General features: G+C 51.8%; 13 protein-coding genes. 10 read left to right on the top strand and 3 right to left on the bottom strand.

What is annotated here, in order from left to right; genetic code table 11:
* The first annotated feature begins 108 nt into the window (after positions 1–108).
* The 4 genes from ACO6V5_RS22300 (at position 109) to ACO6V5_RS22285 (ending at position 4,825) form a co-directional block, all read left to right on the top strand.
* Complete coding sequence (locus ACO6V5_RS22300; RefSeq protein WP_422412652.1) at positions 109–1,371, top strand: ankyrin repeat domain-containing protein; 1,263 nt, start codon at positions 109–111, stop codon at positions 1,369–1,371.
* A 187-nt stretch (positions 1,372–1,558) separates the two neighbouring features.
* Entirely contained in the window at positions 1,559–2,608 is a 1,050-nt protein-coding gene (locus tag ACO6V5_RS22295) for an ankyrin repeat domain-containing protein (RefSeq protein ID WP_422412654.1), read from the top strand.
* Between the two features lie 208 nt (positions 2,609–2,816).
* Complete coding sequence (locus tag ACO6V5_RS22290; protein WP_422412656.1) at positions 2,817–3,878, top strand: ankyrin repeat domain-containing protein; 1,062 nt, start codon at positions 2,817–2,819, stop codon at positions 3,876–3,878.
* Between the two features lie 188 nt (positions 3,879–4,066).
* Entirely contained in the window at positions 4,067–4,825 is a 759-nt protein-coding gene (locus tag ACO6V5_RS22285) for an ankyrin repeat domain-containing protein (protein WP_422135591.1), read from the top strand.
* A gap of 281 nt (positions 4,826–5,106) precedes the next feature.
* On the opposite strand, the gene ACO6V5_RS22280 is transcribed toward ACO6V5_RS22285, so the two are convergent.
* Positions 5,107–5,634, bottom strand: coding sequence for a DUF29 domain-containing protein (locus ACO6V5_RS22280; protein WP_422135592.1), 528 nt, complete (start codon positions 5,632–5,634; stop codon positions 5,107–5,109).
* A gap of 53 nt (positions 5,635–5,687) precedes the next feature.
* Between ACO6V5_RS22280 and ACO6V5_RS22275 the strand changes: the two genes are divergently transcribed.
* Positions 5,688–5,951 (top strand): hypothetical protein, encoded by a 264-nt coding sequence (locus tag ACO6V5_RS22275; RefSeq protein WP_422135593.1) that lies wholly within the window; start codon positions 5,688–5,690, stop codon positions 5,949–5,951.
* Here ACO6V5_RS22275 and ACO6V5_RS22270 read toward each other — a convergent pair.
* Positions 5,932–6,414, bottom strand: coding sequence for a zinc ribbon domain-containing protein (locus ACO6V5_RS22270; RefSeq protein ID WP_422135594.1), 483 nt, complete (start codon positions 6,412–6,414; stop codon positions 5,932–5,934). The two genes, ACO6V5_RS22275 and ACO6V5_RS22270, sit on opposite strands and share 20 nt — an antisense overlap.
* A 417-nt stretch (positions 6,415–6,831) precedes the next feature.
* The gene (locus tag ACO6V5_RS22265; RefSeq protein ID WP_422442630.1) at positions 6,832–7,407 is read right to left on the bottom strand and encodes an IS607 family transposase; all 576 of its coding nucleotides are present in this window, start codon (positions 7,405–7,407) and stop codon (positions 6,832–6,834) included.
* A 347-nt stretch (positions 7,408–7,754) separates the two neighbouring features.
* Here ACO6V5_RS22265 and ACO6V5_RS22260 point away from each other — a divergent pair, with 347 nt between their 5' ends.
* The 5 genes from ACO6V5_RS22260 to ACO6V5_RS22240 all read left to right on the top strand — a co-directional run bounded on the left by ACO6V5_RS22260 (position 7,755) and on the right by ACO6V5_RS22240 (position 15,364).
* Complete coding sequence (locus tag ACO6V5_RS22260; protein WP_422135596.1) at positions 7,755–9,002, top strand: ankyrin repeat domain-containing protein; 1,248 nt, start codon at positions 7,755–7,757, stop codon at positions 9,000–9,002.
* 77 nt (positions 9,003–9,079) lie between these two features.
* Positions 9,080–10,168 carry an ankyrin repeat domain-containing protein gene (locus tag ACO6V5_RS22255; protein ID WP_422135597.1) on the top strand — a complete coding sequence of 363 codons (1,089 nt, stop codon included), beginning with the start codon at positions 9,080–9,082 and terminating at the stop codon, positions 10,166–10,168.
* 136 nt (positions 10,169–10,304) lie between these two features.
* Positions 10,305–11,855, top strand: a complete 1,551-nt coding sequence (locus ACO6V5_RS22250) for an ankyrin repeat domain-containing protein (protein ID WP_422413545.1) — start codon at positions 10,305–10,307, stop codon at positions 11,853–11,855.
* A 212-nt stretch (positions 11,856–12,067) separates the two neighbouring features.
* The gene (locus ACO6V5_RS22245) at positions 12,068–13,828 is read left to right on the top strand and encodes an ankyrin repeat domain-containing protein (RefSeq protein WP_422135599.1); all 1,761 of its coding nucleotides are present in this window, start codon (positions 12,068–12,070) and stop codon (positions 13,826–13,828) included.
* 186 nt (positions 13,829–14,014) lie between these two features.
* Positions 14,015–15,364, top strand: a complete 1,350-nt coding sequence (locus ACO6V5_RS22240; protein ID WP_422135600.1) for an ankyrin repeat domain-containing protein — start codon at positions 14,015–14,017, stop codon at positions 15,362–15,364.
* Positions 15,365–15,684 lie beyond the last annotated feature (320 nt).

Below are 15,684 nucleotides of genomic sequence, written 5' to 3'. Positions count from 1 at the left end.
GTTTTTTGATATTCATGATTATTTGGTCACAGCAAACTGTGATAGTCATACAAATGAACTACCATACTTTTTTTGTATCTAACCCAAGCTACTTATTGACCAACACAGATGTTTTACTTATGGGTGGCATTGCTCACTACCCTCTCCCCGTCAGCAGTAAAGGCTGATCAATGTCCTATTTGTCTGGCTGACTTCCATGGTCGAAGTGAAGCGCCTGTGGTCGTCAAAACCCAATGTTGTCGCCAACGCTTCGATCTGGACTGTATATCGAGGTGTTTTTTTAATCAGCCCATCGGCTCACGCCGGTGCGCGATGTGTCGGCAAGACCCGGTGCCTGTGGTGAATCAGAACACCAGTGAATCTCACCCCGATACATTTTTCCCCGATCGGACATTTTATGATGCCTGTTGTGATGGAGATTTGGATCAAGTGGAGAGGTCACTGGCAGAAGGCGTCAATGTCAATGCTGCTATGAATGATGGCTTCACTGCCTTCATGTTGGCATCCAGCAAGGGGCACATGGACATCGTTGAACGCCTGATCAACGCCGGGGCAGACGTCAACGTAGCTCGGAATGAAGATGGCACCACCCCGCTGTTCATCGCGGCCCTGACGGGCAATACCGGCTGCCTGAAAATCCTGATCAAAGCCGGGGCGAACCCCAACACCCCCGCGACTGCGGATGGCACCACCCCGCTATACATTGCAGCCCGGAAGGGTAATACCGATTGCGTGGCAATCCTGATCGAAGCCGAAGCAGATCTCAACGCCCGGAATAAGAATGGCGCCACCCCGCTGTTCATCGCTGTACAAGAAAATAACATCGCCTGCGTGAAACTCCTGATCAACGCCGGGGCGGATCTCAACGCCGCCCGAACTATGGATGGCGCCACCCCGCTGTCCATGGCAGTACAGTTGGGCAATACCGATTGCGTGAAAGCCCTGATCAAGGACGGGACGGATCTCAACGCCCGGTGTAAGAAGAATGGCGCCACCGCACTGTTCATGGCTATCCAGGAAAACAACACCGACTGCATACAACTCCTGATCAACGCCGGGGCGGATCTCAACGCTGCCTTGCCAAATGGCGTCACCCCGTTGTTTGCCGCTGCTGCGATAGGCAATACCGAATGCGTGAAAGCACTGATCGAAGCCGAGGCGAATCTCAACGCCACCAGGACTTTGGATGGCGCCACTCCACTGTTAATCGCTGCCGAGTTGGGCAATACCGAATGCGTGAAGCTCTTGGTCAACGCCGGGGCAAATCTCAACATCTGCCGGACTTCGGATGGCGCCACACCGCTCTGCGCAGCAGCCCTGAAGGGCAATACCGACTGCGTCGAACTCTTGGTCAACGCCGGGGCAGAGTAGGGAACAGAGGCAGTGAAAGAAACAGAAGAAAGGCGTTATATTGTCCAGTAAACACAGCTCTCAGGTGTTCCCATCTCCCGAGTTTTGCAATGTGTAATTATTTTGCCAGAGCAAGCTTTGATAGCCATATAAATGAACTACCATACTTTCTTTGCACCTAACCCGTACTACTTATCGGCTAGCACAGATGTTTTACTTATGGATGGCATTGCTCACTGCCCTCTCCCCGACAACAGTAAAGGCTGATCAATGTCCTGTTTGTCTGGCTGAGTTCCATGGTCGAAGTGAAGCGCCTGTGGTCGTCAAAACCCAATGTTGTGGCCAACGCTTCGATCTGGACTGTATATCGAGGTGTTTTGCTGATCAGCCCATCGGCTCACGCCGGTGCGCGATGTGTCGGCAAGACCCGATGCCTGTGGTGAATCAGAACACCAGTGAATCTCACCCGGATACATTTTTCCCCGATAGGACATTTTATGATGCCTGTTGTAATGGAGATTTGGATCAGGTGGAGAGGTCACTGGCAGAAGGCGTCAATGTCAATGCTGCTATGAATGAAGGCTTCACTGCCTTGATGTTGGCATCCATTGGCGGACACATAGACGTCGTCGGACGCCTGATCAAGGCCGGGGCGGACCTTAACGCGGCTCGGTCTGAGGATGGCGGCACTCCGCTGCTCCAGGCTGCCCAGAAAAATAACACCAACTGCTTGAAAGCCCTGATCGGAGCCAAAGCGGATCTCAACACCAGGTCTAAGGGTGGCGCCACTGCGTTGTGGATTGCTGCCCAAGAGGGCAATACCGACTGCGCGAAACTCCTGATCAGCGCTGGGGCGGATATCAACGCCGCCACGCCGCGTGACGTCAGCCCGCTGTTCATAACAGCCCAGAATGGTAATACTGACTGTTTGAAAGCCCTGATCGAAGGCAGCGCAAATATCAACGCACGAACTGTGACTGGCGCCACCGCACTGATGGTCGCTGCCCAGATGGGCAATACCGACTGCGTGAAACTCCTGATCAATGCTCACGCGGATCTCGACGCCGCCAACACGAATGACGCCACCGCATTGTTTATCGCTGCTCAGAATGGCAATACCGACTGCTTGAAACTACTGATCAACGCCGGGGCAAACCTCAACAGCCGGACTGAGCTTGGCACTACCCCGCTGTCCGTCGCAACCCGGAAAGGCAACACCGACTGCGCGAAAGCCCTGATCAAGGCTGGAGCAAAGTAGGGAACTGAAGCAAGGAAGAGAACAAAACAAAGGCGTTGTGTTTCCCGGTAAACACAGCTTTCAGGTATTCCCTGCTTCTGTGTTTTGCAATGCGAGATTATTTAGTCACAGCAAATTTATTAGCCATAAAACTGAATTATCGTACTTTTTTGGTGTCCAAGACTTATGTGGATAACTCATTGAATAAAATAACGAGGAGGTTTTACTTGTGGATGCCATTACTCACTCCCCTTTCCCCGTGGGAACTGACGTAACGTCGACGAACGATGCCTGTCCTATTTGTTTGGAAGATTTCCATGGTCGCGATGTGACGGCTGTGAGCGTCAATCCTGTATTTCAAACCCAATGTGGCCACCGCTACCATGTGGACTGTATTACGCAGCTATTTCTTGAAGTAGCCATAGACCGCCGCCGGTGCGCGTATTGCCGGGGAGACCCGTTCCCTGTGATGAATTTGAACACCGGTGAATCTCACCAGGTTAAATTTTTCCCCAATCTGACGTTTTATAATGCCTGTTCAATGGGGAACCGGAAACAGGTGTACAGAGCGCTGGCAGAAGGAGTCAATGTCAATGCCGTCATGAAGAAGGATACTCCCTTGATGTTGGCATCCAATGAGGGAGATGAAGTGATCGTCGACCGCCTGATCAAGGCCGGGGCGGACGTCAATAGCAGCCGGACTGAGGACGGTGCCACCGCGCTGATGATGGCTGCCCAGCAGGGCAAGACCAACTGCGTGAAACGCCTGCTCAAGGCCAGGGCGGATATCAATGCCCGAACGGTTATGGGCGTCACCCCACTGTACTTTGCTACTGATAGTGCCAATACCGACTGCGTGAAACACCTGCTCAAGGCCGGGGCAGATCGCAACATCCCCAAGACTTCGGATGGCGCCACCCCGCTGTTCATCGCTGTTTCAAGAGGCTATGTCAAGTGTGTGGAACTCTTGATCAAAGACGAGGCAGATCTCAACACCCGGTTTATGGATGGCAACACGCTGCTTCTCATCGCAGCCTTTAAGGGCAATAGAGGCTGCACGAAACTCCTGATCAAAAATGGGGCGGATCTCAACGCCGCCTTGCCGGATGGTTCCACCCCGCTGTTCCTCGCTGCCCAGGAAAATAACTCCGGCTGCCTGGAAGTCCTGATCAAAGCCGGGGCGAATCTCAACGCTGCCAGAACCAGTGATGGCGCCACCCCGCTGTCCATCGCAATCCTGAAGGGCAATAACGAGTGTGCGATAGCACTGATGAAGGCTGGGGCAAAATGAGGAACAGAGGCAAGGCAAGGGAACAAAAGAAAAGTGCTGTGTTATCCAGTAATACGACTTTCAGGTGTTCCTATCTTCTGGATTTTTGAAATTCGTGATTATTTAGCCGCAGCAAACTTTGATAGCCGTAAAAATGAACTAACATACTCCCTTTGAACCTAACCCATAATACTTATTGGCTAGCACAGATGTTCTACTTATGGGTGACATTGCTCACTACCCTCTCCCCGTCAATAGTAAAGGCTGATCAATGTCCTATTTGTCTGGCTTACTTCCATGGTCGAAGTGTACCGCCCGTGGTCGTCACAACCCAATGTTGTCGCCAACGCTTCGATCTGGACTGTATTACGAGGTGTTTTCTTGATCAGCCCATCGGCTCACGCCGGTGTGCGATGTGTCGGCAAGACCCGATGCCTGTGGTGAATCAGAACACCAATGAATCTCACCCGGATACATTTTTCCCCGATTGGACATTTTATGATGCCTGTTATGACGGGGATTTGGATCAGTTGGAGAGGTCACTGGCGGATGGAGTCAATGTCAATGCCGTGATGGTTAAGGGTCTCACTGCCTTAATGGTGGCATCCATCAGGGGGCACACGGACGTCGTCGAACGCCTGATCAACGCCGGGGCGAATCCCAACGCTGCCAGAACTTTGGATGGCACCTCTCCGCTTTTCCTCGCAGCTTTGAAGGGCAATGCCGATTGCCTGGAAATCCTGATCAACGCCGGGGCGGATCTCAACGCCGCCAGGACTTTGGATGGCGCCACCCCGCTTTTTATCGCAGCCTGGAAAGGCAATACCGATTGCGTGGAAATCCTGATCCACGTCGGGGTGGATCTCAATGCCACCACGACTTTGGATGGCTCCACCCCAGTGTCCATCGCAACCGAAATGGGCAATACCAACTGCGTGAAAGTCCTTACAGAGGCTGAGGCAAAGTAGGGAAATGAGGTAAGGAAAGGAACAAAAGAAAGTCGGAGTGTTATCCAGTAACCACGACTTTCAAGTGTTCCCATCTTCTGGATTTTTGAAATTCGTGAATCTCACCCGGATACATTTTTCCCCGATTGGACATTTCATGGTGCCTGTAATACTACCCATTTCGTGCTACACAGCCTCCAACAGATTGTCAATGTCAAGCTGGTCAAACTGTCGTTTGGTCAGCAGTTCACGCTGTTGGGTCAGTCATTGGTGGTAATCGGTATTGTATAGGTTACTCATGGTCAGCCTCCGGCAGCCAGTCTTCTGTCGTAGAGATTGACGCCATTAAGGGGATACCAGTCTTCAGTCATGATCTGTTCAAATGACCACGGACACTCAGGCGGGAAACTACTGTCATTCAGTCGTTGCGTTTCGCTACTGGCGTAGATGTTCATTTCTTTAACGGCTCTCTCTTTGGCATCAGGATAAGCCTCACTTAAAACCTCTTCAATTTTTGCTGTAAGACAATGATTTTTTTCTATTAATTTATCAATATCACGTCTTGCATTGCATATGCTAACCACCCAACCCTTAAGTACTCTTTCAGTAGCTATACTGTCTCTCAACACACTGGTTTGGTAGTCTATTTTGAGAAGATGAAGTATAAGAATTACCAAGTGACTGTCCAGTACACGAAGGTCTTGCTTAATGCTCAACTCTAAATCCTCAATCAGGTTTTCTAAATCCAACTGATTAAAGTTTTGAGTTTTCAACAGGGTTACTTGCTGACTCAGCCATTGATGATAATCAGTGTTATATAAATTATTCATAAAAATACCTCCATTGCCCTACCACTGTAGGCAAATAACAGAAGGGAATCAAAATGAATTACCAAAGCACAGATGCCTTTGTCGGGGGCTTTGCCCGTGGTTTTGGGCTGGTCAATTCGGCCATTGATGCCAAAGAGAACCGTCAGTATCGCAAGGAAATGATGGGGATGCAGAAAGAATTCTATGATCGCAAGATTCAGAGAGAGGACATGAACAATAAAGTTAATGCGCTTCGGGCTTTACTCTTGATTAAAACCGCAACGAGCGCAACACTCGCTGTTATGGCTAAGGTTCAAGCTACCTTGTCAAACACTTAAGAAAGACATTTCTGGCACCGTTGATATCACGATCAACGATGAAGCCCTCACCCTTAATAATTTTGGAAGAACCTAATTTTTCGTCAATGGTCCCGCTCCATGATCGAGTCTTGGATGTATAGGCTTCGTTGCAATCAACCACATGCTTTCCATACTTTTTTGCGTACCACTTAAGCCGCTTTTTGAATTGGTAGTGATTGAGGTCAAGCATCTGGCGGCAGGTGTTACGGCGAATGGTGCGAACCTTCTTATCTTTGCGTGTGACCATACCTCTTGTCTCAAAGGTTGGCAAAAATACAACGTCGTAGTTCGACACCAGCTCGAACGCCAGCCGGTTATGCAGATCAAGAACAATGTCATCCTTTTTGCATTTCAGCCGGTCAATTTCCCTGTTGAAATGAATAATCCGATCTCTTGCCCACTGGGGCATATCGTGGAACTCAACGCCCTTCCGCGTGTTCACCGGGGTCAACTCCAACGCATCTAACCTTCCCTTGGATTTCGGGATTTAGCTCAATATGTTGTTGAACCTGAATGAACCAGCGACCTTTGTCGTAGGTTATGACACAAGACTTGCCAATCGCTTCTGCTGGCACATCTTCTGTCAGGTGAATCTTGCCAAGAGCCTCTACGCAGGGATTTAATCCCTTTGGCAAACGGTCAATAGAGAATGAGTGCCTGCTACCTTTGCGGCTTTTGAAACTGATTTCTGCAAAGCCCTCTTTAGCTCCCTTTTTGCTCTTGCTTCACTTGAGCTTTAATGGCAGGTCGCATGTTGATGAATTTTCCGCTGGCATCTTTATAGTCATCATTGCGGAAACGCTCAACAGCAAGGTTGTACGACCTCCGATAGAGCATCAGGGCATCGTGATAGGCTTGCTTATTCTCTGGGTAAAACCTGGTCTTTTTTGATGCTACTCTCTTTGCGTCCTTTGCGTCTTTTAGCAGATCGCTTCCCGTAGTGGCTATTGCAGAATGAGGTAATGAAACCGATAAGCTCTTGGGTGTCGAATGGCTCACAGGCGTTATCCGGGTCATCCAAAACCTCGATGTGTCCTCCCGATAATTCAACAAGCCACTTGATAAGTTCAAATCCTGATCGGGCAAGGCGATTTTTTGTGGCAACCACAATATGGGTTGGATTTCCGCACACCGGTGATTCCAGAATGGTTTGCAGTCCTTTTCGCTTAAAGTTGAAAGCACTGGCAATGTCGCTGATAAATTCTGCATCAGGGTGCTCTTTGAGTAAGATACGCTTTTGCGTGTCAATGCTGGATTTTTGCTTTCCAGAACTCACTCTTGTATAGCATATCTTCCTCTGCTGGTTAATGAATATGCGGAAGTGACCACCACTGGTTTGCTTCACTTTTTCGTAGTGACCGCTTTCGATCTTGTGCCTCATAGTTTGGCTGGTTACGCCTTCAATCTTGGCTAGCTTTGTAGTTGAACCCCACAAGATAAATTCACCTTTTGACGATTTATCTTGTGTCTGGCGTAATTGATTTTGCGATTGTAGCAATTTTATTTGACTGTTTTTGAGCGCAAGCGACGATCCGGCAGAACGGCAACTGGCTCAGGATATTTGACGCAACTACGACTGCGAAAAAGTCCTTATCGAGGCCAGGCAAGGGAAAGGAATGAAAGCATCGAGTTGTGTTATCCAGTAACCACGACTTTAAGGTGTTCCCATCTTCTGGATTTTTGAAATTCGTGATTGTTTAGCCGTAGCAAACTTTGGTAGCCATACCAATGGACTAATATACTTTTTTTGTATCTAACCCTTAACACTTTTGACCAATCCAGATGTTCTATTTATGTATGGCATTGCTTGCTGCCTTCTTCCCATCGACACCAGAGGCCGATCAATGTCCTATTTGTCTGGCTCCCTTCCATGGTCGAAGTGTACCGCCCGTGGTCGTCACAACCCAATGTTGTTGCCAACGCTTCGATCTGGACTGTATTTCGAGATATTTTACTGATCAGCCCATCGGCTCACGTCGGTGCGCGATGTGTCGGCAAGACCCGATGCCTTTGGTGAATCAGAACACCAGTGAACCTCACCCGGATACATTTTTCCCCGATCAGGCGTTTTATCTAGCCTGTATAAACGGGGATCTGGATCGGGTGGAGAGGTCACTGGCAGAAGGAGTCAATGTCAATGCCGTTGTGATTGGTGGCTTCACTGCCTTAATGTTGGCATCCAGTGACGGGAACAAGGACGTCGTCGAACGCCTGATCAACGCCGGGGCGAACCTCGACGCCGCCTGTTCGACTGGTGCCACCGCACTGTCCATCGCTGCTCAGGAAAATAACATCGACTGCGTGAAACTCCTGATCAGCGCCGGGGCGGATGTCAACGCACGGTCTGAGTATGGCGCCACCCCGCTGTTCATCGCTGCCGGAAAAGGCAATACCGACTGCGTAAAAGCACTGATCGAAGCCGAGGCGAATCTCAACGCCCGGGCCCAGAATGGCTACACCCCACTGCACATGGCTGTACAAAAAAATAACACCGACTGTGTGAAAATACTGATCAATGCCGGGGCAGATCTCGACGCCCAGAACAAGATTGGCTCCAATGCTTTGCTCGTGGCGGTCCGACACAATAACATCGACAGCCTGAAACTCCTGATTGAAGCCAAGGCAAATCTCAACGCCGCCACTCCGAATGGTGTGCCACCACTGTTTGTCGCAGCCCAGGAAAATAACGCCGACTCTATGAAACTCTTGATCAATGCCGGGGCGAATCTCAACACCCGGACTACGGATGGCACCACCGTGTTGATCTTTGCAGCTCTGAAGGGCCATACCGATTGCGTGGAAATCCTGATCAACACCGGCGCGAACCTCGAAGTGGCCCGTTTGAATGGTTCCACCGCACTGTTCATCGCTGCTGAGTATGGTAACGCCGACACCATGAAACTGCTGATCGACGCGGGGGCAGATGTCAACACCCTCCGGACTTCAGATGGCGCCACCCCGCTGTCCGCAGCAGCCCTGAATGGCAATACCGACTGCGTAGGACTCCTGATCAAGGCCGGGGCAAAGTAGGGAACATTGGATAGCCATACAAATGAACTACCATAGCTTCTTTGTACCTAACCCGAACTACTTATTGGCCAGCACAGATGTTTTACTTATGGATGGCATTGCTCACTACCCTCTCCTGGACACTGAAGGCCGATCAATGTCCTATTTGTCTGGATTACTTCCGTAGCAGTGATGCAGCGACTGAGGTCGTCAAAACCCAATGTTGCGGCCAACTCTTCGATCTGGACTGTATAACGAGGTGTTTTTTTAATCAGCCCATCAGCTCACGCCATTGCGCGATGTGCCGGCAAAACCCGATGCCTTTGCTGAATCAAAACACCGGTGAATCTCTCACGGATACATTTTTCCCCGATCATACGTTTTATGATGCCTGTTATGACGGGGATTTGGATCAGGTGGAGAGGTCACTGACAGAAGGCGTCAATGTCAATGCCGTCATGGCTGATGATTTCACGGCCTTGATGTTGGCATCCTACGGGGGGCACACGGACGTCGTCGAACGCCTTATCAACGCCGGGGCGAACCTCAATGCCGCCCATTCGACCGGTGCTACCGCGCTGTTCCTCGCTGCCCGGGAAAATAACCCCGACTGCGTGAAACTCCTGATCAACGCCGGGGCGGCTCTCAACGCTGCCCTGGTGAATGGTGCCACCCCGCTGTTTATCGCTGCCCAGAAAAATAACACCGAATGCGTGCAACTCCTGAGCAACGCCGGGGCGGATCTCAACGCCGCCAGAACTTCGGATGGCACCACCCCGCTTGTCGCCGCAATCTGGAGAGGTTATACCGATTGCGTGGAAATCCTGATCCAAGCCGGGGCGGATCTCAACGCCGCCAGGACTATAGATGGCGCCACCCCGCTATTTATCGCAGCCTGGAGGGGCTGCACCGATTGCGTGGAAATCCTGATCCACGTCGGGGCAGATCTCAACGCCGCCACGACTTCGGGTGGCGCTACCCCGCTCTTCGTCGCTGCTGAGAAAGGCAATACCGAATGCCTGAAAGCACTGATCGAAGCCGAGGCAGATCTCAGCGTCGCCAGGACTTTGGATGGCGCCACCCCACTGTCTATCGCAACCAGGTTGGGTTATACCGACTGCGTGAAAGCCCTGATCGAGGCCAGGGAAAGGAAGGGAACAAAAGAAAGGCATTTTGCTATCCAGTAAAAACAGCGTTCAGGTGTTCCCAGACTCAGAGTCATACAAAGGAGTGACTATTTATTCGCAGAAAACTTTGATAGCCACATAAATGAACTATCATGCTTTTTTGTATCTAACCCGAGCTGCTTATCGGGCAACACAGATGTTCTACTTATACGTGACATTGCTCGCTACCCTCTCCCCATGGTCACTGAAGGCTGATCACTGTCCTGTTTGTCTGGTTCCCTTCCAGGGCCGGAGTTTAGCGCCTGTGATTGTCAAAGCCCAATGTTGTGGCCATCGCTTCGATCTGGACTGTGTTTCGAAATGTTTTTCCGGTCAGCCCATTGGCTCACGCCAGTGCGCGATGTGTCGGCAAAACCCGATGCCTATGGTGAATCAAAACACCAGTGAATCTCATCCGGATACATTTTTTCCCGATCTGACATTTTTTCGTGCCTGTTTTAGCGGGGATCTGGATCAGGTGGAAAGGTCTCTGGCAGAAGGAGTCAATGTCAATGCGGTTATGATTCATGATTTCACTGCCTTGATGCTGGCAGCCAAAAACGGGAACAAGGCCCTCTTAGAACGCCTGATCAACGCCGGGGCGAACCTCGACGGTGCCGCCCGTTCGACTGCTAATACCCCATTGTTCATCGCTACCCGGGAAAATAACATCGACTGTGTGAAGCTCCTGATTAACGCCGGGGCAGATCTCAACGCCCGCTCTGAGGGTGGCGCCACCCCGCTAGCCATCGCTGCCCAGGAAAATAACATCGACTGTTTGAAACTCCTGATCAAAGCCGGGGCGGATGTCAACGCTGTCTCGTCGGATGGCGACACCCCGCTCTTCATCGCTGCCCAGAGAAATAACACCGACTGCTTGCAACTCCTGATCAACGCCAAGGCGGATGTCAACAGCGTCCGGACTTCGGATGGCGCCACCCCGCTTTTCATCGCTGCCGGGATAGGCAATACCGACTGCGTGGAAATCCTGATCAAGGCCGGGGCGGAACTCGACGCCCGGAATGAGGATGGCGCCACCCCGCTATACATCGCAGCTCAGGAGGGCAATACCGACTGCGTGAAACTCCTGATCAACGCCGGGGCGAATCTCAACCCCTCCCTGACTTCGGATGGCAGCACCCCGCTGTTCATCGCTGCACGGGAGGGCAATAGCGACTGCGTGAAACTCCTGATCAACGCCGGGGCAGATCTCAATGCCCGGAGTGAGAATGGCAGCACCCCGCTTTTCATCGCTGCACAGGAGGGCAATACCGACTGCGTGAAACGCCTGATCGACGCCGGGGCGGATCTCAACGCCGCCAGGATTACGGATGGTGCCACCCCGCTTCTCATCGCAGTCTGGAAAGGCCATACCGACTGCGTGAAACTCCTGATCAAAGCCGGCGCGGATCTCAACGCTCCCATGAATGTTGCCACCCCGCTGTTTATCGCTGCCCAACAAAATAACATCGACTGCCTGAAAATCCTGATCGAAGCCGAGGCGAATCTCAACGCCCGGAATGAGAATGGCGCCACTGCGCTGTTCATCGCAGCCCTGATTGGCAATACCGACTGCGTAAAACTCCTGATCAACGCCGGGGTGGATATCAACGTCCGCACTGAGGCTGGCGACACTCCGCTGTCCATCGCAACCGAGAAGGGCAATATCGACTGCGTGGAAGCCCTGATCAAGGCTGGAGCAAAGTAGGAAACTGAGGCAAGGAAGGCAACGAAAGAAAGGCGTTGTGCTATCCAGTAGTGCTATCCAGTAGTGCTATCCGGTAAACCCGGCTTTCAGCCGTTCCCATCTTCTGAGTTTTGCAATGCGTGATTATTTAGCCAGAGCAAACTTTGATAGTCATATAAATGAACTAACATGCTTTTTTGTATCTAACCCACACGGCTTATTGACCAACACAGATGTTCTACTTATGTGTGGCATTGCTCGCTACCCTCTTCTCATGGACACTAAAGGCCGATCAATGTCCTATTTGTCTGGCTCCCTTCCATAGCCGAAGTGAATCGCCTGTGGTCGTCAAAACCCAATGTTGTGGTCAACGCTTCGATCTGGACTGTATTTCAAAGTCTTTTGTCGAACAGCCCATCGGCTCACGCCGGTGTGCGATGTGCCGACAAAACCCGATGCCTCTGGTGAATCAGAACACCAGTGCATCTCACCCGGATACATTTTTTCCCGATCTGACATTTTTTTGTGCCTGTTTAAGCGGGGATTTGGATCAGGTGGAAAGGTCTCTGGCAGAAGGAGTCAATGTCAATGCGGTTATGACTCATGATTTCACTGCCTTGATGTTGGCAGCCAAAAACGGGAACAAGGCCGTCGTCGAACGCCTGATCAACGCCGGAGCGAACCTCGACGGTGCCGCCTGTTCGACTGCTAACACCCCATTGTTCATCGCTACCCGGGAAAATAACATCGACTGTGTGAAGCTCCTGATTAACGCCGGGGCAGATCTCAACGCCCGCTCTGAGGGTGGCGCCACCTCGCTAGCCATCGCTGCCCAGGAAAATAACATCGACTGTTTGAAACTCCTGATCAAAGCCGGGGCGGATGTCAACGCTGTCTCGTCGGATGGCGACACCCCGCTCTTCATCGCTGCCCAGAGAAATAACACCGACTGCTTGCAACTCCTGATCAACGCCAAGGCGGATGTCAACAGCGTCCGGACTTCGGATGGCGCCACCCCGCTTTTCATCGCAGCCTGGAAAGGCAATAGCGACTGCGTGGAAATCCTGATCGAAGCCGGGGCGGATCTCAACACCGCCAGGATTACGGATGCTGCCACCCCACTGTTCGCCGCTGCTGCAAAAGGCAATACCGACTGCGTGAAACGCCTGATCAACGCCGGGGCGGACGTTAACGCCGCCCTGAGTCCGGATGGCGACACCCCGCTCTTCATCGCTGCCCAAGAAAATAACACCGACTGCGTGAAACTCCTGATCAACGCCGGGGCAAACATCAACGCCCGGGTCGAGAATGGCTCCACCCCTCTGTTCATCGCAGCCCAAAAAGGCAATACCGACAGCCTGATAACCCTGATCGGAGCCGGGGCGGATCTCAACGCCGCCAGGATTACGGATGCTGCCACCCCACTGTTCGCCGCTGCTGCGAGAGGCAATACCGACTGCGTGAAACGCCTGATCAATGCCGGGGCAGATGTCAACACCCTCCCGACTCTGGATGGCGCCACACCGCTTTTCATCGCTGCCTGGAAGGGCAATAGCGACTGCATGGAAATCCTGATCAAGGCAGGGGCGGATCTCGATGCCCGGACTGAGGATAGCGCCACCCCACTATACATCGCAGCTCAGGAGGGATATACCGACTGCGTGCAACTCCTGATCGACGCCGGGGCGAATCTCAACACCCCCCTGACTTCGGATGGCAGCACCCCACTGTTCATCGCCGCTGCAATAGGCAATACCTACTGCATGAAAGCCCTGATCAAGGCCAAAGCGAATCTCGACACCCGAACCAAGAATGGCGCCACCCCGCTTTACATCGCCGCCGGGGAGGGTAATACCGACTGCGTGAAACTCCTGATTAACGCCGGGGCGGATCTCAACGCCCGGACTAAGACTGGCGCCACCCCGCTCTTCATCGCAACCGCGATGGGCAATACCGACTGTGTGGAACTCCTGATCAACGCCGGGGCAGAGTAGGGATCAGAGGCAGTAAAAGAAATGAAAGAAAGGCATTATATTGTTCAGTCAATACGGCTCTCAAGTGCTCCCATCTTCTGAGTTCTTAAAACAGGTGATTATTTGGCCACAGGAAACTTTGATATTCAGTAAATGAACTAACATGCTTTTTCGTATCTAACCCGTACTGCTTATTGACCAACACAGATGTTCTACTTATATGTGGCATTGCTCGCTACCCTCTCCCCATGGACAGTGAAGGCCGATCACTGTCCTATTTGCCTGGCTCCCTTCCATGGCCGAAGTGAAGCGCCTGTGGTTGTCAAAACCCAATGTTGTGGACACCGCTTCGATCTCGACTGTATTTCGAGGTGTTTTTTTAATCAGCCCATCGGCTCGCGACGTTGCGCGATGTGTCGGCAAGACCCGATGCCTGTGATGAATCAGAACACCAGTGAATCTCACCCGGATACATTTTTCCCCGATAAGACATTTTTTCGTGCCTGTTTAGACGGGGATCTGGATCAGGTGGAGAGGTCTCTGGCAGAAGGAGTCAATGTCAATGCGGTTATGACTTATGATTTCACTGCCTTGATGTTGGCATCCAATAACGGGAACAAGGCCATCGTCGAACGCCTGATCAGCGCTGGGGCGAACCTCGACGCCGCCTGTTCGACTGGTGCCACCGCACTGTTCGTAGCTGCCCAGGAAAATAACATCGACTGCGTGAAACTCCTGATCAGCGCCGGGGCGGACCCCAACACCGCCAGGACTTCGGATGGCGCCACCCCACTGCAAATTGCTGCTATGAAAGGCAATACCGACTGCATAAAACTCCTGATCAACGCCGGGGCGAATCCCGATGCCCGGATCAGGAATAGCGCCACCTCGCTATACATCGCAGCTCAGGAGGGCAATACCGACTGCGTGATAATCCTGATCGAAGCCGGGGCGGATCTCAACGCCGCCAGGATTACGGATGGTGCCACCCCTCTTTTCGTCGCTGCCGTGAATGGCAATACTGACAGCTTGAAAGCCCTGATCAAAGCCAGGGCGAATCTCGAAGCCCGAAAAAGGAATGGCGCCACCCCGCTCTATACCGCAGCTCTAAAAGGCAATACCGACTGTTTGAAACTCCTGATCAACGCCGGGGCGGATCTCAACGCCCGGAATGAACATGGCGCCAACCCGTTGTTAATCGCTGCCCAAAAAAATAACACCGAATGCCTGCCACTCCTGATCAACGCCGGGGCGGATCTCAACGCTGCCCTGCTGAATGGCGCCACCCCGCTGTATATCGCTGCCCAACAAAATAACATCGACTGCCTGAAAATCCTGGTCGACGCCGGGGCGGATCTCAACGCCCGGTATGAGAAGGGCGCGACTCCGCTGTTGATCGCAATCCTGAAGGGCAATACCGACTGCGCGAAACTCCTGATCAACGTCGGCGCGGATCTCAACGCTGCCTTGCCGACTGGGGACACTCCGCTGTCCATCGTAACCGAGCTGGGCAATATCGACTGCGTGGAAGCCCTGATCAAGGCTGGAGCAAAATAGGGAACTGAGGCAAGGAAGGCAACAAAAGAAACGCGTTGTGCTATCCAACAAACAAGGCTTTCAAGTGTTCCCATCTTCCGAGTTTTGCAATGCGTGATTATTTAGCCACAGCAAACTTTGTAAGCGATGTAGATGAACTATCAAGCTTTATCGACCATACCTGTGCGAACGATCATATTTTTAAAAATTGAACATTAGCACCATTCAATAAACTCCATGGAAATCTACAAGTGTTTTGATTGGACAGGTAAAAATGTGATGTCTAAGCTTCCCTCTGCTCCGGCGGTCTCTCAAGCAATCGGTTAGGTACGGGGATTACC

The organism is Endozoicomonas sp. ALD068, assembly GCF_049310145.1.
In the GTDB taxonomy this organism is placed as follows: domain Bacteria; phylum Pseudomonadota; class Gammaproteobacteria; order Pseudomonadales; family Endozoicomonadaceae; genus Endozoicomonas_A.
This window is presented reverse-complemented; position numbering and strand designations above follow the sequence as displayed.